Source organism: Pseudonocardia sp. WMMC193, assembly GCF_021728735.1.
Classification (GTDB): domain Bacteria; phylum Actinomycetota; class Actinomycetes; order Mycobacteriales; family Pseudonocardiaceae; genus Pseudonocardia; species Pseudonocardia oroxyli.
The window spans coordinates 6,614,365-6,630,840 of the sequence record NZ_JAKKDO010000003.1 but is presented as its reverse complement, the minus strand read 5'-3'; the positions used below and the strand labels follow the sequence as shown (position 1 = coordinate 6,630,840).

At 71.2% G+C, this 16,476-nt stretch carries 17 protein-coding genes; 7 read left to right on the top strand and 10 right to left on the bottom strand.

Annotated features, from left to right (window positions below; genetic code table 11):
• Positions 1 to 26 precede the first annotated feature (26 nt).
• From L3X23_RS33810 to L3X23_RS33790, 5 genes are all read left to right on the top strand, one after another.
• Positions 27 to 407, top strand: coding sequence for a hypothetical protein (locus L3X23_RS33810; protein WP_237195874.1), 381 nt, complete (start codon positions 27 to 29; stop codon positions 405 to 407).
• Positions 408 to 504: 97 nt separating this feature from the next.
• Positions 505 to 945: a hypothetical protein gene (locus L3X23_RS33805; RefSeq protein WP_237197703.1), complete on the top strand. Its 441-nt coding sequence runs from the start codon at positions 505 to 507 to the stop codon at positions 943 to 945.
• A 2-nt stretch (positions 946 to 947) separates the two neighbouring features.
• Positions 948 to 1,604 carry a carbonic anhydrase gene (locus L3X23_RS33800; RefSeq protein ID WP_237195869.1) on the top strand — a complete coding sequence of 219 codons (657 nt, stop codon included), beginning with the start codon at positions 948 to 950 and terminating at the stop codon, positions 1,602 to 1,604.
• Positions 1,601 to 3,136: an apolipoprotein N-acyltransferase gene (gene lnt, locus L3X23_RS33795; protein WP_237197700.1), complete on the top strand. Its 1,536-nt coding sequence runs from the start codon at positions 1,601 to 1,603 to the stop codon at positions 3,134 to 3,136. The genes L3X23_RS33800 and lnt overlap by 4 nt, the downstream gene beginning before the upstream one ends.
• A complete protein-coding gene (locus tag L3X23_RS33790) occupies positions 3,133 to 3,681 on the top strand; it encodes a copper resistance CopC family protein (RefSeq protein WP_237197698.1) in 549 nt (182 codons plus the stop codon). Before lnt ends, L3X23_RS33790 begins: the two co-directional genes overlap by 4 nt.
• Positions 3,682 to 3,685: 4 nt before the next feature.
• Here the strand turns inward: L3X23_RS33790 and L3X23_RS33785 are convergent, their stop codons facing one another.
• From L3X23_RS33785 to L3X23_RS33770, 4 genes are all read right to left on the bottom strand, one after another.
• Positions 3,686 to 4,810, bottom strand: coding sequence for a bifunctional 2-polyprenyl-6-hydroxyphenol methylase/3-demethylubiquinol 3-O-methyltransferase UbiG (locus L3X23_RS33785; RefSeq protein ID WP_237197697.1), 1,125 nt, complete (start codon positions 4,808 to 4,810; stop codon positions 3,686 to 3,688).
• Positions 4,811 to 5,321: 511 nt separating this feature from the next.
• Entirely contained in the window at positions 5,322 to 7,070 is a 1,749-nt protein-coding gene (locus L3X23_RS33780; RefSeq protein WP_237197695.1) for an ABC transporter ATP-binding protein, read from the bottom strand.
• Entirely contained in the window at positions 7,067 to 8,737 is a 1,671-nt protein-coding gene (locus tag L3X23_RS33775) for an ABC transporter ATP-binding protein (RefSeq protein WP_237197693.1), read from the bottom strand. The genes L3X23_RS33780 and L3X23_RS33775 overlap by 4 nt, the downstream gene beginning before the upstream one ends.
• Positions 8,738 to 8,790: 53 nt before the next feature.
• Complete coding sequence (locus tag L3X23_RS33770; protein WP_237197691.1) at positions 8,791 to 9,777, bottom strand: ABC transporter substrate-binding protein; 987 nt, start codon at positions 9,775 to 9,777, stop codon at positions 8,791 to 8,793.
• 114 nt (positions 9,778 to 9,891) lie between these two features.
• On the opposite strand from L3X23_RS33770, the gene L3X23_RS33765 reads away from it, so the two are divergent.
• Positions 9,892 to 10,620 carry a TetR/AcrR family transcriptional regulator gene (locus L3X23_RS33765; RefSeq protein ID WP_237197689.1) on the top strand — a complete coding sequence of 243 codons (729 nt, stop codon included), beginning with the start codon at positions 9,892 to 9,894 and terminating at the stop codon, positions 10,618 to 10,620.
• 703 nt (positions 10,621 to 11,323) lie between these two features.
• Here the strand turns inward: L3X23_RS33765 and L3X23_RS33760 are convergent.
• A complete protein-coding gene (locus L3X23_RS33760; RefSeq protein WP_237197687.1) occupies positions 11,324 to 12,631 on the bottom strand; it encodes an MFS transporter in 1,308 nt (435 codons plus the stop codon).
• 117 nt (positions 12,632 to 12,748) lie between these two features.
• On the opposite strand from L3X23_RS33760, the gene L3X23_RS33755 reads away from it, so the two are divergent.
• Positions 12,749 to 13,180 (top strand): MarR family winged helix-turn-helix transcriptional regulator, encoded by a 432-nt coding sequence (locus L3X23_RS33755; RefSeq protein ID WP_237197685.1) that lies wholly within the window; start codon positions 12,749 to 12,751, stop codon positions 13,178 to 13,180.
• Between the two features lie 76 nt (positions 13,181 to 13,256).
• On the opposite strand, the gene L3X23_RS33750 is transcribed toward L3X23_RS33755, so the two are convergent.
• From L3X23_RS33750 to L3X23_RS33730, 5 genes are all read right to left on the bottom strand, one after another.
• Complete coding sequence (locus L3X23_RS33750) at positions 13,257 to 13,751, bottom strand: hypothetical protein (RefSeq protein ID WP_237197683.1); 495 nt, start codon at positions 13,749 to 13,751, stop codon at positions 13,257 to 13,259.
• Between the two features lie 517 nt (positions 13,752 to 14,268).
• Complete coding sequence (locus L3X23_RS33745) at positions 14,269 to 14,577, bottom strand: thiamine pyrophosphate-binding protein (protein ID WP_305080945.1); 309 nt, start codon at positions 14,575 to 14,577, stop codon at positions 14,269 to 14,271.
• Positions 14,578 to 14,673: 96 nt separating this feature from the next.
• Positions 14,674 to 15,054, bottom strand: coding sequence for a nuclear transport factor 2 family protein (locus L3X23_RS33740; protein ID WP_237197682.1), 381 nt, complete (start codon positions 15,052 to 15,054; stop codon positions 14,674 to 14,676).
• A gap of 74 nt (positions 15,055 to 15,128) precedes the next feature.
• Entirely contained in the window at positions 15,129 to 15,701 is a 573-nt protein-coding gene (locus L3X23_RS33735) for an IS110 family transposase (protein WP_255735908.1), read from the bottom strand.
• A gap of 54 nt (positions 15,702 to 15,755) precedes the next feature.
• Positions 15,756 to 16,427 (bottom strand): transposase, encoded by a 672-nt coding sequence (locus tag L3X23_RS33730; RefSeq protein ID WP_237197677.1) that lies wholly within the window; start codon positions 16,425 to 16,427, stop codon positions 15,756 to 15,758.
• Positions 16,428 to 16,476: the final 49 nt, after the last annotated feature.

The window sequence follows — 16,476 nt, the reverse complement described above, 5'->3', positions numbered from 1 at the left end:
CGTTCCGACGCGAGGCGGTGGTCGCGGTGCCCGGCACCTTCGTCCGCCGCGCTGTGCTGCTGTTCGTCCTGGTCGCAGGGGTACTCCTGCACGCGGCCGTCCTGCACCCCTCGACAGCCACCGCGTCCACCGGAGTGGTCGCCGCCCAGTCCGAGGGCATCGTGACTGACGCTGACGGTGCCGAGCGGTTCGCGGACTGCCCGTCGCCGCATGCCCCCTCGCACTCCCCGTCGGCCGCCGACGCACCGCTGACGATGTCCGTGTCGCCCGGTCTGCTGCCGATGGTCGAAGCGCTTCCGGAGCACGCCCCCGGCCCTCTGCCGGTGTGTGCGATTCCCGACCTGCCGACCCCCTCGGGCTCGGCGGGTGCCGACCTCTGCAAGGAGCTGTGCGTCAGTAGGCGCTGATCGTCCGGGATTTCTCGGATCAGCCCTGCCCTCCTCGGGACGGACGCCGGCGCACATCGCCGCGTCGCGCCACGTCTCCAGTGCTCATGGAGTGTCGATGCACCCTTCACTGTTCACCTCGTTCGACGCCGTGCGCCGCGGCGATCCCACCTCACCCCGGTGGGCGCGCGGCGTGCGGTTCCTTCTCCTCGTCTCCTTCGCCGTCCATCTGGCCCTCCTCGCATCGCTGCCCGGCGCCGGGCCGGAGGCGGTCGCGGTCGTCGTCGCGGTCGCGGTCGCCTCCGCGTGTGGTGGTCTGCTCACAGCCTTGGTCACCGACGGCCGCCTGTACGGGTTCCCTCGGATCGTCGTGGTCCGCGCAGCCGTGGCGCTGGTCCTCTACCTCATCGTCTGGGCCTTCGGCGCGAGCCGAGGCGGGCCCGTCGTCGAACTCGGTGCCTGGGGTGTGGCAGCTGCGGTGATCGACGTACTCACCGGCCGATACCTGGTGCTCGGCATCCTGCGCGAATCCGCTCTCGGCCGCCGAGCAGGAGCCTGACGATGCGGTTCGACGACCTCGCCATCACCCTTCGTCGCCGCGCCCGGCTCACCGCCACGAGTGCCGCGCGCACGCCGGTGATGCTGTTTATCAGCTGCTCGGATCCCCGCATCGTGCCGACCGCTCTCACCGGCGCAGGACCCGGCGAGATCTGCGAGCTGCGCACCCTCGGCCATCGCGTCCCCGCCTACACCGGGATAGCCGGTGCCGAGGCGGCGACCATCGAGCAAGCTGTGCGTGGGCTCGGCGTCGGCCACATCGTGGTGTGCGGGCACTCGCTCTGCGACATCCTGGACCTCGCGACCGAGCCCGATGACCGAGCATTGGCCGCCCGCGGATGGATGGCCGCCCAACACGAGGAGTCGGTCCCCGAGGACGACCTCCGGGATCGCGTGGGGAGGGCTCCTCTTCCGCTGCGTCCCGACTACGGCCCGGACGGTATGCGCTTCGTCGGGCCGCGTTCGGTGCGCCGCTCCGCCACCCGCCACCAGCCCGCCTACGCACACGTTCTGCACCAGCTGGGCACCCTGCGCACGCACCCGGCCGTGGCCGAGGCGCTCGAGCAGGAACGTCTCGCCTTGCACGGCTGGTTCTACGACCTCGTCGAGGGGTCCGTGTCCGCGTACGAGCCGGGCTCCGCGACCTTCGTGCCGCTGTGAGGCGACTCGTCGGGCCCGTCTGCGCAGCATCCGGAGGACTGTTCCTCTATCTGAGCTTTCCGCCCCGGACGTCGTGGTGGCTCGCGCTGCCTGCACTCGCCCTCTTGATCGGACCGCTCTACGGCGCGCGGGTCCGCAGCGGGCTCCTCCTCGGCGGGATCTTCGGCGCCACCTTCCTGCTCCCACTGCTGGAATGGACCGGGAGCTTCGTCGGGGCAGGGCCGTGGCTCGCGCTCGTCGGCCTGCAGACCGTGTTCTTCGCTGCGGCCGGGGCCGCCCTCACCCTGGTCTCCCGGCTGCCCGGCGCCTGGTTGTGGACCGCCACGGTCTGGGTGGCCGTCGAGGCGGTCCGAGCCCGCATACCGTTCGGCGGGTTCGGCTGGGGCAGGCTCGCGTTCGGCCAGGCGGACGGGCCGTTGCTCCCCCTCGCCGCCCTCGGAGGGGCCCCGCTGATGTCCGCCTCCGTCGTCATCGGTGCAACCGCGCTCGCCGCGGCCGCCCGATGCACCATGGCCGCGGTCCGAGACCGCCGCCTCCCCGACCTCGGATTGCGCTGGCCCGCCTTCCTCGTCGTCCTGATCCCGATCGCCGCGGTGCTCGGATTCGCCCACCCTCCCGCTCCGGCCTCCGACACCGTCACCGTCGCCGTCGTCCAGGGCAACGTGCCGCGGCTCGGGCTCGACTTCGCCGCCCAGCGGCGTGCAGTACTCGACAACCACCTCGCCCAGACCCGCCTCCTCGCCGACAAGGCCGACCGAGGCGAGACACCACGCCCCGACCTGATGATCTGGCCCGAGAACGCCTCCGACCTCGACCCCGTCCACGATCCCGCCGTGGCGGCGGAGATCCAGTCCGTCGTCGACGCGGTCGGCAGCCCCACCGTCGTCGGTACCGTCGTCCGCGATCCGGGCGCAAGCGGACCGCGCAACGTCGCGCTGCTGATCGAACCGGGAGTCGGCATCGTCGACGACTACGACAAACGTCGGCTGCAACCCTTCGGCGAGACCATGCCGCTGCGCGAGCTCCTGCGCGCGCTCACCCCACTCGTCGACCGCGCGCCCGCGGACTTCCTCCCGGGCACCGATCCCGCGCCGCTGGAGACCAGCGTCGGCCCCGTGGGCGTCGTTACCTGCTACGAGGTCCTGTTCGACGACGCCGTCCGCGACACCGTGCGGGCAGGCGCCGAGATCCTCGCCGTCCCCTCCAACAACGCCACCTTCGGGATCAGCGACATGACCCACCAGGCGCTGGCAATGTCCCGCGTCCGTGCCGTCGAGCACGACCGCGCCACCGCCGTCGCCGCCACCAGCGGCATCAGCGCCCTCATCGCTCCCGACGGCACCGTCATCGCCCGCACCGGCTCGTTCGAGCCCGGCCTGCTCGTCGCCGAGCTACCGCTCAAGACCGGGACCACCGCCGCCACCGCCCTCGGCGGACCCATCGAGCTCACCCTCACCGGCCTCGGCGCGACGGCAGTCCTCGGCTCGCTCGTCCTCCGTTCACGCCCCGCCCGACAGGAGAAGTCATCATGATCACCAAGACCCTGCTCAGGACCGTGTCGCTCGGCCTGCTCCTCGCCCTGGGGCTGCTCGGACTCGTCTCGCCCGCCCTCGCCCACGAAGACCTGCTCAGCTCCACCCCAGCGGAAGGCAGCGCTCTCGACGAGCCGCCCTCCATGGTGACCCTCGAGTTCAGCGCGGCCCCGAGCCCCTCGTTCGTCGCGACGACCGTCACCGCCGCCGACGGGACCAGGGTCGACGCGGGCGCGCCCCTCGTGACCGGCCCCGTCGTAACGATCCCCGTCCGCACCGACATCCCCGCAGGCACCTACACCATCGGCTACCGCGTCACCTCGAACGACGGTCACCCCATCACCGGCCAGGTCGGCTACACCGTCTCGAACTCCGGCGTCATCGCCACCACGAGCGCACCCACACCCGTCTCGACCACCTCCACCCCCGCTCCCGCACCGGCTGTCGCCGAGGAGGGCGGCAGCCCCGTATGGCCGTGGTTCATCGGCGTCGTCGTGGTGATCGTCGCCGTCTCCGCGGTCGTCCTGCGCCGACTCGGCCGATGACACCTCAGCGCCGTGCCGCGACGAGGAAGAACACCGTCAGACCCGCCCGGGCCACGACGCGGCGGCACCGTCGAAGCAGCCGTGCCGGTGGGCTCGCGAGCCTGACCCACGCCCAGGCGATATGGGCTCGACCCCGTACCCCCCTCGTCGATCCGGCGCGGTAGATCCACACGCCCGCGTCGATCAGATCGGCTCGGCGGAAGCCGGCCCGGGCGATCTCCCAGCGCAACGGCAGGTCGTCGTCGTAGAGGTGCCAGGCGTTGCGCCGCGACTTGCGCCGCACGTCGAACCCCGTCACGAACAACCCACCGGACCGCAACGCGGCGTGGATCGCCTCGACGGTCCCCCGCAGCTCCTCCGGCGGCACGTGCGCCATCACATCCAACGCCGTGACCACGTCGAACGACGCCACGGGCAAGGCCGCCGCAAGATGCACGTACCTCGCCGGGGTTCCGCGCTCGTCGAGCCGCCACCGGGCGAAGTCCAGCAACGGCTTGGCGACGTCGGCGAGGGTCACCTCGCAGCCGAGGGCAGCGAACAACTGCGCGGTGGCCCCGACACCGGACCCGTAGTCCAGAACCCGCATGCCACTCGCGATCCGCAAGCGGTCCGCCACGATGACCGACTTCGGATAACCCGTACCGCTGACCTGCAGGTAGTTGTACCAGGACAGGTCAAAGGCCCATGAGGTCGCCGAGGCGTAGAAGCCCGCGATCCCGTCCACGCTGTCCCTCGGCGCTGCCTCCCACTCCTGCAGACTCGCGCTCTCCCAGTCCAGACAGCGGGCCAACGCCTCCTCCGAACTGATCGAGAAGTACCGGGCGAGATCGTCGAGGACACCCTCCCGTTCGGTCCCGCCGCCGACCGGCCGCAATGCCGAACGGAAATGCTCCATCGTCGGGCTCGCGACGGCCGCGGCGTGCGCCGTCGTCCAGCGCGCCGTCGCCGGAGGTGGAGCGCCCGGGGCATCGGGGTCGACGTGGCGGCCCTGGCCACCGACGTCCTCTCGCAGCATCACCAGCGCAACCCGGTTGAGCAGCCGCGACACCGGGGCGAGCGCCCGCAGAACCCTCTCGGATCTCTCACGGTCGTTGACGGGCAGGACGTCGTGGGTCGGTTCGGTGGACATGAGACTCCTCGGGGTGCGGTAGATGACGGGACAGCCGGATCGGCTGTCCCGTCACGTCCGCAGCACGGAGAGGGAGGCGAGGCGTCGAGCGTGCGAGGGCGGGGACCGAAGGAGGTGCCCTGCGGCGCGCCGGGTCCCTGCGGGCGCTCGACCCAGGACTGCGGTGTCTCCGTCGACCGTCGGCGCCCCACCGACCGGGAGTGGGTCCAGCACCGCGTGGCACGCCTTGAAGATCGCACTGACGCAGCCAGAGGCAGCCGCCGCAGGATGAGCACCGTCGTGCACGGCAACGGCGATCGAGGACGGCGGGATCACGATCTCAGCGCGCGTATGGCATGCGCCGACCATCTGCGTGAGGACTACGGCGGCAACGAGGCCGAGGATCCACCTGTGCCGCATCGCCGGAGCGGCCCTGAAGGGAGTGGTCAAGGGACCCGTCGAACGCATCACAGCCCCTCCCCGACGTGTGGCCTGCCGTCCTTGCGCACAGTCGACCCTCGGAGCACCGGTGTTACTGGCCGCGGCACATCCTCCCGTCAGCGGCGTTGCGCTCATCTCTCGTCAGTGACCAGTCCACAGCGGCGGTCCGACTCTCGACGAACCGTCGATAGCGCCCGGGGCGCTCGCGCAGCTCAGAGTGGGCGCCGACGTCGGCGATCCGGCCATCGTCCAGGACGACGATCCGGTCGGCGGCGAGGACGGTCTGGAGCCGGTGGGCGACCACGACGACGACACGGTCGCGGGCCAGGGCCGCCACCGCCTCTCCCACGAGGCGTTCATTGGTGGCGTCGAGGGCCGAGGTGACCTCGTCGAGTAGGACGACGGGGGTGTCGCGCAGCAGTGCCCTGGCGATCGCGACGCGTTGTCGCTCTCCGCGGGACAGCGCGCCGCCGGCCTCGCCGACCGGTGTCGCCCACCCGTGCGGGAGCCGCTCGACGATCTCGTCCACCCGGGCTGCCGCCGCGACGCGGTCGAGGTCGCCGTGCCGCCCCATCCTCACGTTCTCCTCGAGGGTGCCCGCAAGCAGGAAGGGCTCCTGGTCCACCACCGACACTAGGTCCAGCACGGCGGCGGTGCCGAGGGCGCGCAGGTCGGCACCGCCCAGGAGCACCGCGCCCGCCCACGGGTCGTCCGCGCGGGCGATCAGCTTCAGGAGCGTGGACTTGCCCGCCCCGGACGACCCGACCACCGCGGTCAGGCTCCCGGGCTCGGCGACCAGCGACACACCGTGCAACACGGGGCGGTCCGGGGCGTAGCCGTAGTCGACGTTGCGGAGTTCCAGGCTGATCCGTGGGCCCGGCACCGCGGCCGACACCGGTTCGGGCAGGGTCGGTGTGGCGAGGAACCGCTGTACCCGCCCCACCCCGACACCGGCCATGCGCAGCCCAGCGGCTACGTCCGCGACCGCGGTCAGCGGCTCGGCGAAGCGCACCGCGAGCACCAGGATCCCGACGAGCAGCCCGGCGTCGACGGCCTGGCCCGCAGCCAGGAACGCGCCGACCGCCAGTGCGGCGGCGAGTACCGCCTGGATCGCCACGATCAGCGGCACCGAGGCGCCCGCGGCGCCGAACACGATGCCGCGCATGGCGTCCCGTTGGGCGGTGAGGGCATCGGCCAGTGGCCGGTGCGGGCCGCCCGCGAAGGCACGCAGGACCGGCTGTTGGTCGGCGAACTCCAGGACCCGCTCGGTCGTGCGCGTCGTGGACTCGGCCCACACGCGCTCGTCGCGTTCGACGATGCGCTGATGGAGCCGGTAGCCCAGGGCGAACAGTGGTGCGCCTGCGACGAGGACCACGCCCAGTCGCCAGTCCAGCGTCAGGGCGATCACCGCGACCGTGGCGGGGGTGACGAACCCGGTGACGACCGGGCCGAGGAGGTGGACGGGGGCGTTGGCGACGTCGAGGGCGGTCTTGGTGGTGAGCGCGGCGACCTCGGCGGGGCGGGCGGGGGCGAACCACCCGCCCGGCAGCGTCGTCAGCTTCTCCCCGATCGCGGCCTGCACCCGAACGAGCAGAACTGCGGACACCCCCCGAGCGCGAGAGTGCGCCACGACCAGCACGGCGTGGTGCGCGAGCGCCGCGACGGCCACTCCGAGCAGCCACCAGCTCGCCCCGGCGAGCTCACCCGCGAGCAGTGCCGTGAGCAGCCCGATCAGCAACCCGCCCACTACGCCGTGCAGGACCGCGGCCACGACCAGGAGCCCCACCAGCAGGTCGAAGGGCCGCGGATCGGGCAGCAACCCACGCAGGTCCCGGATCATCGAACCGCCTCCTCGCGCGCGTCGGCCGCCCACAGCTCCGGGTAGAGCCGCCCGCCTGCGAGCAACTCGCCATGGGTGCCCGACTCGACGATCCGCCCCGCGTCGAGCACCACGATCGCGTTCGCCCCGGCGATGGTGTGCAGCCGGTGCGCGATGACCAGCACGGTCCGCTGGGCCACGAGCGTGCGCAGGGCGGCGCCGACCTCGGCCTCGGTCTCGAGGTCCATCGCCGAGGTGGCCTCGTCGAGCACCACGACTGGTCGGTCGGCGAGGAGCGCGCGGGCGATGGTGAGACGTTGTCTCTCACCACCGGACAGCACGGCGTCCTCGCCGACCACCGATCCCCACCCCCGCGGAAGCGCGTCGACGACGTCGAGCACCCGGGCCGCCCCCAACGCGGCCCGAACCTCGTCGTCGGTCGCCTCGGGTCGAGCCATGGACACGTTGTCCCGCACCGACATCGCGAGCAGGCCGGTCTCTTGGAAGACGAACGCGACCTGCTCGTAGAGCGTGGCCCGGTCCAGCTCGCGCAGGTCGACCCCGCCGATCGACACCGTGCCGCGGGTCGGGTCGTCGAACCGGGCGAGCAGCCGGGCCAGGGTCGACTTGCCCGCCCCCGACGGTCCGACCAGCGCAGTGACCGTACCCGGCTCCAGGGTGAGCGACACCGAGTCCAGGGCCCGGTGGTCTCCGTAGTCCACACCCACCCCGTCGAACCGGACGCAGCCCCCGCCGGGGCGGGGTCCCGTCGCCGGCGTCGGGAGCTCGGTCTCGGCGAGCACCGCGGTGATCCGCTCGGCCGCCCCGCGTGCGGCCAGCAGGCTCTGCCACCCATACCCGACGGCGAGCACCGGGGTCGGGATGGCCAGGCCGAGCACTACGAAGGGCAGGACGTCGATCCCGGCGGGCAGCCATCCGAGCCCCACCAGCGCGGTCCCCGCCCCCGCCGTCACGACGATCATCGTGACCGGCGAGGTCGCCAGCTCCAGCCCCGACGACGCCCGCGAGGTCGCGTCCCCCCAGCCGCGGTGCGCCGCGGCGAACCGGCTCGACGCCTCGCTGTAGGCCGGGTAGCCGCCTTCCCGGTACGCGGCCCGAACCTCCCGGATGCCGCGCACGAACTCGAGTACGCGGGCGTCGAGCGCCACCATCGCGCCGCCGAACTCCAGCAGCCGCTCCCCCGTGCCCCGATTGGTCGCCCGCAGCGCGAGGGCCCCCGCCACGACGGGCAGCAAGGTCACCAGCGTCATCAGCCAGTCCTCGGACAGCAGCCACGCCACGACCGTGACCGGCACGACGACCGCCGTGGTGACCTCGTGCACCGAGTGCCCGACGAGGTGGTGCAACGACCCGACATCATCCTGCACCGCGGCCTTGACCCGCGCCGAGTTCACCGACCCGAACCACGACAGCGGGACCCGACCGAGCCGGTCCACCACCCGCTCGCGCAGATCCGCCGACAGCCGGACGTCCGCGAGGTGCGCGATCAGGGACGACACCGGAACCAGCAGGGCCCGCAGCACGAGTGCCGCTACGGCGACGACCACGGCCGCCCAGACCGCCGTGCCGTCGATCGGACCCGGAGCCACGACCGCCCGGGCGACCTCGACGAGCGCGACCAGCGGCACGACGCCGAGGACCGCGGCGATCCCCGAGAGGACCACCACCGCCGCGATCCGACTCCGAACCGGACGCAGCAACTCGCCGAGACCGCCCCCCGTCATGCGGCCGAGGCCTGCTCGAACTGCTGCCAGAGCGCCGGCACGGCCGACTCGGTGCTCAGCTCACCCTGCCCCGACGCCAGCGTCCGCAGGTCGCCCGCAGAGACGAAGAACGCGAACGGCGACGTGCCGAACCACGCCTCCGCAAGCGGCTTCGACACCGGGCCTGCCAGAGTCGCGGCGGTCGGCAGCGCCAGCAGCGCGTCCGCGTCGTACCAGGTGCCCGCAGGGACCACGATCAGCTCGCCGTCGTGCTCGGAGATCTGCTCCGCCGACAGCACGGTGGAATAGCCGTCCACCGACTCCTGCTGCGGGCCCGCGGGCCGGGTGAACCCCGCCTCGCGGATCAGCGCCGAGATCGGCGCGTTCTGCGGCATCGTGAAGTTGTTGGTGCCGAACGAGTTCCCCAGCAGCGACAACACTCGGCCGTTCGAGGAAGCCGCGGCCTCCTTCAGCCGGGCCTCGGTCCCGGCGATCTGGCGGGCCGCGCCGTCCGGGTCGCCGAGCAGCTCGCCGACCTTCGTGGTCATCTCGCGCCAGTCCCCACTCACCGGCAGAACGATCGTCGGCGCCAGCTTCGAGACCTCCGCATAGGCCGTGCCGACCGCGCCCTGCGGCCCGGTCCCGACGATCAGGTCCGGACCGCGCGCCGCCAGCTCCTCGGTCGAGGGCAGCCCCGCGACCGCGACCTCGGCCAGCTCGACCCCGGCACCCGTGAGCACCGCCTGGGCACCCTTGTCCCCCGCCGCCGTGTAGACCACCGCCGGCGTGATGCCATGCGACAGCGCCGCCAGCCCCGCCAGCTCGTCCACGGCCACGACCGTCCGCGGCTGCGCCGGGACCTCGACCGTGCCCAGCTCGTGGGTCACCGAGCGCGTCTGCGCTGCGACCGTCTCCTGCGACGAAGGCTCTGCTCCACCCCCACACCCCACCAGCACCAACGCGCCGACGAGCGCGCCGCCCATCAGCCGGAGTCCGCTCAGCACGGTCCACCCTCCACATCCCTGCGATGCCGGGACGAGTCGCCCGACCTCCCGGAAATTAGGGTCACCTATCTTCAATGTCAAGGGGTATGACTTCATTCTGGATAGACTCGCCGCGTGAGCGCGGAGCCGGACCCACCACCACACCCGACCGCCCGGACCGTCGGCGGCCGTGGCCTGCGCCGACGCCCTGAGAAGCGCGCCGGGCGCCCCGTCCTCGACCCCGACGTGATCTCCGACCACGCTCTGCGCCTGCTCACCGAGTCCGGGATCGACGCGGTCACCATGTCGCGGGTGTCCCGCGACCTCGGCGTCACCGTTCGCGCGATCTACCACTGGGTGCCGTCGCGCGCAGCGCTGCTCGAAGCCGCCGCCCTCCGCGCCCAGGAGACGCTCCCGGTGCCCGAGCGGAGCGGGGACTGGCGCGCCGATCTACGGCGCCACCGGGACGCGATGTTCGCCTGGCTCGACACCCACCCCGGCGTGCTCGACGTCCAACTCATCGAAGGCATCACCGCGGTCGGCCCACGCGTCCTCGACGCCCACGAGGCCGGGCTCGCGCTGTTCACCGACATCGGCTTCGGACCCCGGCGAGCCCGCCTGCTCTACGCCGAGTACGCAGGCTGGGTCGGCGGCATCCACCACTTCTACCTCCGACCGCTCCGCCGCTCCAACCTGTTCGAGCAGGTCGTCGCCGAGACGCACGCCGCCGCAGAGCCGAGGACCGAGCCGCTCACCACCGCAGCCGGAACTCTTGCGCTGGACGAACGGATCGAGGAAGGCTTCGCCTGGATGCTCGACAACATCGAATCCACCCTCGGTCGCCCCGAGCCGAAAGAAATCTGACCACGAGCGTCGCGGGCATGCGCGCTGTCGAAGTCACCGTTTTGGTCACCGCTTACCACAGATCACCGTGACGAACAGACATCTCCACTGATGATCGACTCGTCCCCGATAGGGCCTCTGAGCAGCATGAACAAGGATCACGGCAGGTGGTGGAACACCCGACTCCCCTCCAGCGGGTTCACGGTTCAAGTCCGTGGCGGTGTACGCAAACTAGCAGGTCAGACCGGTTGTCGGTCTGGCCTGTTAGCGTTTTCGGAGATCAAGTGACCGCTTGGTACACGGAGACTCCTCCGGAGAGGCTCCCGCGATGGCCCGCCCTCCGCTCACCCTCGGCAGTCACGGCGAGATCCAGGCCACCCGCAGCCGAGGGCAGTGGCTCGGCCGTTGCCTCTACCGAGACTGGGACGGGGGTGACCCGTCCCGTTCGCCGGTGGGCGGCCACGAAGAGCGCCGCGAACAAGGCGCTCCAGGACGCGCTTCGCGAGCGAACCGGCGCACCGCAGGAGATGGCCCTCGGCCCGCACTCCCGCTTCCGCGAGGCCGCCGACATCTGGTTCACCAAGATCGAGGAGCGCCGCGCCGACTCGATCACCTACTACCCGGTTTGGCCGCCGGTACGGGCCTGGATCCCAGAGCTGTATCGAGGACCGCCTCCAGGCAGCCCTCGCACAGGCCCTGTCCGCTTCTCCGGTGAGGAGGAGCCTCAGGTCGATGCGACGTCCGGTCTCGGTGCATGGAGAGCGCGGGACGTGGACTGACGGCAGGCGAGGACCGATCCGACCAGCAGCACGAGCGCCGTAGCGCCTGCCGCGATGCTGGTCGCGTACGTCGTGGCTGCGGCGAGTGCGACCGGGACCGCAAGTCCGACGCTGCCACCGAGTTGCTGAAGAGTCGTGCCGACGGCTCCGGCGACTCCCGCATGAGGCCCGGCGTCTCGGTTCATGGCGCTGTTCGCGTTCGGCATCACCTGCGAAGTGCCCAGTCCCATGAGTACCAACGCGGCGAGCACGGCGCCCAGGCCCTCCGGCGACACCGCGAAGACGACCTGTCCGGCGCCGATCAACGCGAGCCCGATCCCGATCGATCGAGTCCCCGGCGCGGCTGCTGCTCGGCGGGCGAGGAGCAGGCCGACCTGGATCGCCACCGGATAGACGAGGAACATCGCGCCGACCGCCAGCGGAGGGAGCCGATACTCGTCCTGAAGGGAACGACTCGCCGCAACGAACGTGGTGATCGTCGCGACGCCCCACAGGAACAGCCCGAGGTAAGCGACCCTCCGAGCCGGGTCCCGGAACAGCTCGCCGGGGATCAGCGGACTACGCGAACGCCGATCGACTGCGATGAACACTCCGGTGACGACGACGCCGACCAGAGCGCTGCCCACCGCCGACCCTGGAGAGTCAACGCTGGTGAGGGCATAGATGATCGAGGCGGCCCCAGCAGCGAGAAGCACGCTGCGCCACCACCCACGCCCGTGCCCGGACGAGCGTTCCGCTCGGTCACGGGCGAACACAGACAAGATCAGCGACACTGCGACGAAGACGACGTTGACGTCCATGCAGGCGCGCCAGCCCGACACCTGCGTCAACAGGCCACCGAGCAACAAGCCGATGGCCGTACCGCTACCCATGATCATCCCGAAGACGCCGTACGCCCTCCCGCGGCCCTCGTCGGGGAACGCCGCTGACAGTCGCGCCATCCCGGCAGGGGTCATCGCTGCGGCGCCGACCCCTTGACCGACTCGGGCCGCGATCACCATCCAGTCGGCATGAGCAGCGCCACCGACCGCGGAGGCGACGCCGAAGAGGAGGAGCCCGATCGTCATCGTGCGCGTGTACCCGACCGCCTGGGCGACCCGACCCCCGGCGATCATCAACGACCCGGCGGCGAGCACGTAGCCGGCCATCACCCAGGCCGTCGCACCCGTGGACATCTCCAGCTCAGCAGCCATGTCCGGAACCGCCAGCGCCAGAATCGTCGCGTCGACGCCGATCATCAGCTGAGCGGTCACTACTGCACCGAGAACAAGCCACGGGTTCGATGGACGAGTCACTGATCCCCCTATAGTTGGTGACGCCAACACAAGGTAGAGCGTTGGTGAGACCAACGCAAGGAGCAGTGACGCGAGATGAGCGAACGCCCCCCACAGCGACTCCTGCAGACCCCCACCTGGCTGATCACGCAGATTTCCGCGACCGTCGCCCGTCAGACCCGCGAGGTCTTCGACGCCCTCGGAGCCGGGCGCTACCACTACGCCGTCCTCTGCGCCGTCGAGGAGTTCGGGCCGTGCAGTCAGGCCGACATCGGCAGGCGCCTCCGCATCGACCGGAAGGACGTGGCCGAGCGGGTACTCGAGCTCGAAACGGCGGGCTACCTGCAACGCCGCTCGGATCCTGCCGACCCTCGACGCAACGTGGTGACGCTGACCGACGAAGGCGGCGAACGCCTCAGACAGATCCACGACCGCCTGACGGCCGTCCAAGAGGACCTCGTCGAACCACTCGACACCCAGGAGCGCGCCATCCTCACCCAAGCACTCCAGAAGATCCTCGGACGCTGACCCCCTCGACAGGGGCTTGCCGGCAGCAGCCCGAAGCGGGGAGAGAGTTCTCAAACCGCCGCGGAGACCCGCGTCCTTACCGGCCGAGCAGGCTGTGCCTGTGCTGCCAGGACAGTTCGATACACGCGCGGGCAATCGGCGAGAGTGGCTCGTCGCGAAGTCGCTCCCGCGCCTCGGACGTGAACGGAATCCCGATCGCCGGTTTGTCTGCGTCGGTGCTGACTGCGGCACCTTCCTCGTTCACTGCGACCATGTCTCGGAAGAGCCTGTCGAACACCGGTGCTTCGATCACCGCCACCGTCAGCAGCTCGATCCACAACGTCAGCGGCTCCAGCACGAGCGCCAGCGCCGACACTCGAGAATCGCCCGCTAGCCGCGCCCACTCGAACGACGCGAACGGCTCCTCGGCGAGGTAGTCGATGGGGTCGACGCTGTTGCCGTCGTGCTCGGCGTTGCCGAGGAACTCCATCAGCCGTCGCAGCGGGAGGTCGGCAGGGCTCGGGCGCTTCCGGCCGCGCCGCTGCCAGGCATCGGCGAACTCGTGCCCAACGGCCTCGCACACGTCGAGCACGTCGAAGTAGCTGGTGCAGTTGAAGCCGAACCGGGACGCGGCCGCCGGACCAGTCCGCGGACAGCAACCGGTAGCTCGCCCGGTTGTCCAAAAGCTTCGGCCGCGCAAGATCACGGAGGGTGCGCGAGTAGCGGTCGTGGAGCCATGCTTGTCCACCGTCCACCCCTGCCTGCATCCGGGCCCCGGCTGGGCCCATGGCCGACGCCGTCGTAGCCGTGATCACCGGTCCGGACGGCGTCCTGCTCATCCGGCGGCAAGACGGCGTCCCCCTGGGCCTTCCCCGGCGGCAAGGTCGAGACCGGCGTGGACGCCGCCATCACCCAGGAGCTGGGAAGCCGCGTCCACCCGACGACGGGTGCCTCGATCACCTACTTCGCAGGCACGGCTCCAGCGTCGACCACGACGTCGGCCGCCCCCGCCATCGACGATCTTTCCGCCGGTACGTCGGCACCTGTCGATCTGAGCCGACCACGGGAGAGGCCCGACGAGGTGCCGTGTCCTCGCCGGGCCTCTCCACTCACAGGATCCGGATCATGGTCACCACCGGGACGTGCTCGGCGTAGCTGCCCGCGACGGCGTTGATCGCGCTCAGCTCGCCGACACCGAACGTGGTGCACAGGGCGGCCATTCCGCGCAGCCGGGCGTACCCGTCCGCGGCGTAGCCGGCGTTGAGCTCGTTGGTGGTCCCGACGCAGCCGAGGGCCCGGTGATGGGTGACGTGGTCGAGAAGGCCGAGGCTGTAGTCCCCCGGCACCCCGAACACCCGGTCCACTCCGAGCTCGACGAGCCGGTCCATCGGATGGTCGGCGGCGGTGTGCCCGGTCATGACGGGCGCACCCGCCCGCCGCACTCGAACAGGGGCAGGTCGGCCGGTTGCCGTGAGCGGGGCGCCGAGACGATCACCCCTCTGCCGTAAGGCGGGTCAGTAGGTTTCGAAAGCGGCGAGCGTGGACCAGTCGGGCCAGGTCAGCTCGTTGAGCCGGAGCAACCTCCCGTCGCGATACTCGGCCACGAACACCACCTCGATGCGGTGCGGCTCCTCGCCCGGTCGTTCTGTGGTGATCCACAGACGCGCGGCGAGCCGTGCGCCCGCCTCGACCCAGGAGTTCTCGTCGTACTCGACGCGGTAGGTGATCGCTGTGGGATAGACGCGCTCGTGTCCCGCGCGGAACTCGTCGATGTTCTGGGTCTGCCCGTTGGTGGTGAGGACGAACTCGGGGTCGTAGTAGGTGTCGACCAGGGAGGCGTCCTTGGCTTCGACCATCCGCGTGAACATCTCGCGCGCGAGCTCCTGCAGGGACATCGAAGTTCCTTCCCGGTACGGGGTGAAGCGCACCGTGTCGTGAAGTCCCCGAGGCTGGGATCGACTCTCCCAGTTCAGCACGACCTGACCGTTCCCGTAGGAGGGGTCGCCCACCGAAAAGGTGGCGTCGGCGATGTCGCTGGCGAAGGCGAAGGCGAAGCCTGCCCCTCCACCCCACCGCTGCCGCCCCCGAACCCACCCGCGGTTCCCGCCTTGCCACCGCCCCAGCCGCCACCTCCGCCGCTGGAGCCGCCGCCATGGCTGCTCACTCCGTCGCCGTGACGCTCCTCTGGTTCGTCAACCCTTCGAGACGATGGGCGTTCGAGCTGTCGGTAGAGCTGGCGGCTGATGTAGCGCTTGAGGCAGCGGCGGATCTCGGGGTCGGTCTTGCCTTCGGCGCGGCGGCGTTGGGCGTAGGCGCGGGTGTCGGGGTCGTAGCGCAGCCGTGAGACGACGATGGTGTGCAGGGCCCGGTTGAGTTGCCGGTCTCCGGAGCGGTTGAGCCGGTAGCGGACGGTCTTCCCGCTGCTGGCGGGGATGGGTGCGGCGCCGGCGAGCATCGCGAACGCGCCGTCGTCTCGGCAGCGGCCCGGGTGTGACCAGGCGGCGAACACGGTCGCGGCGGTGATGGGGCCGACCCCGGGCAGGGGAGCAGGTCCGGGCGCCAGGACCGCACGATGGTGCGGATCGCCTTCTCGTGTTCACCGGCCTCGGTCTCCATGTCGCGGATGCGGCGGGCGAGGCTGCGTAGGGCGGTCATCGCGGTGAACACGTGGACGTCTCCGGCGGCGGTGTGTGGGCGCAGTCTGGCCGCGGTCGAGATCATGACGACGATGCTCTGCCCGCGGAAGCGGTCCCGGACCTGCTCGGGGGCGGTGATGATCAGGGCACGCAGCGGCCGTTGGGCGTCCGCGCTCGCGGCGACCGCGCCGCAGCGCACGGCCAACAGCATCTGCAACGCCACCCGGTCGGCGCCGGTCTTTGGGCTGGGCCAACCGGGTGCGCGAGAGCGCCTCGCGGGCGGCGCGGGCCGCGTCGAGCGGGTCGAACTTGCGCCCACCGCGCCGCGCCGGGCGTCCGGGCCGGTCGAGTTCGACCACCATCTCGGCGACGGCGGCGAGATGGCGCACCAGGCCGGCGCCGTAGCCGCCGGTGCCCTCGATCGCCGACGCCCGCAGCCCGGCGTGGGCATCGGCGAACTCGAGCAGCTCGGCATACCCCTCGGCGTCCGCGGACACCGTCACCGTGGCCGGCACCGCCCCGGTCGCCGCGACGACGACCGCAGCGGTGTGGGTGTCGGTGTGGGTATCCACGCCGATCACCACATCGACCGAGTCCACGAGCCTGGACTTCTGTATGGGCTCTGTCAGCATGGCATCTGCGTTCTCCTTGCCGGGAGGGACGTGGACAGAGGCCGGAAAC

What these genes read in the sequence shown, in the direction of transcription:
- L3X23_RS33805 (WP_237197703.1), top strand. Translation starts at nt 505, where the DNA reads ATGCACCCTTCACTGTTCACCTCGTTCGACGCCGTGCGCCGCGGCGAT.
- L3X23_RS33800 (WP_237195869.1), top strand. Translation starts at nt 948, where the DNA reads ATGCGGTTCGACGACCTCGCCATCACCCTTCGTCGCCGCGCCCGGCTC.
- L3X23_RS33790 (WP_237197698.1), top strand. Translation starts at nt 3,133, where the DNA reads ATGATCACCAAGACCCTGCTCAGGACCGTGTCGCTCGGCCTGCTCCTC.
- L3X23_RS33785 (WP_237197697.1), bottom strand. Translation starts at nt 4,810, where the DNA reads ATGTCCACCGAACCGACCCACGACGTCCTGCCCGTCAACGACCGTGAG.
- L3X23_RS33780 (WP_237197695.1), bottom strand. Translation starts at nt 7,070, where the DNA reads ATGATCCGGGACCTGCGTGGGTTGCTGCCCGATCCGCGGCCCTTCGAC.
- L3X23_RS33755 (WP_237197685.1), top strand. Translation starts at nt 12,749, where the DNA reads ATGAGCGAACGCCCCCCACAGCGACTCCTGCAGACCCCCACCTGGCTG.
- L3X23_RS33745 (WP_305080945.1), bottom strand. Translation starts at nt 14,577, where the DNA reads ATGACCGGGCACACCGCCGCCGACCATCCGATGGACCGGCTCGTCGAG.
- L3X23_RS33740 (WP_237197682.1), bottom strand. Translation starts at nt 15,054, where the DNA reads ATGTCCCTGCAGGAGCTCGCGCGCGAGATGTTCACGCGGATGGTCGAA.
- L3X23_RS33730 (WP_237197677.1), bottom strand. Translation starts at nt 16,427, where the DNA reads ATGCTGACAGAGCCCATACAGAAGTCCAGGCTCGTGGACTCGGTCGAT.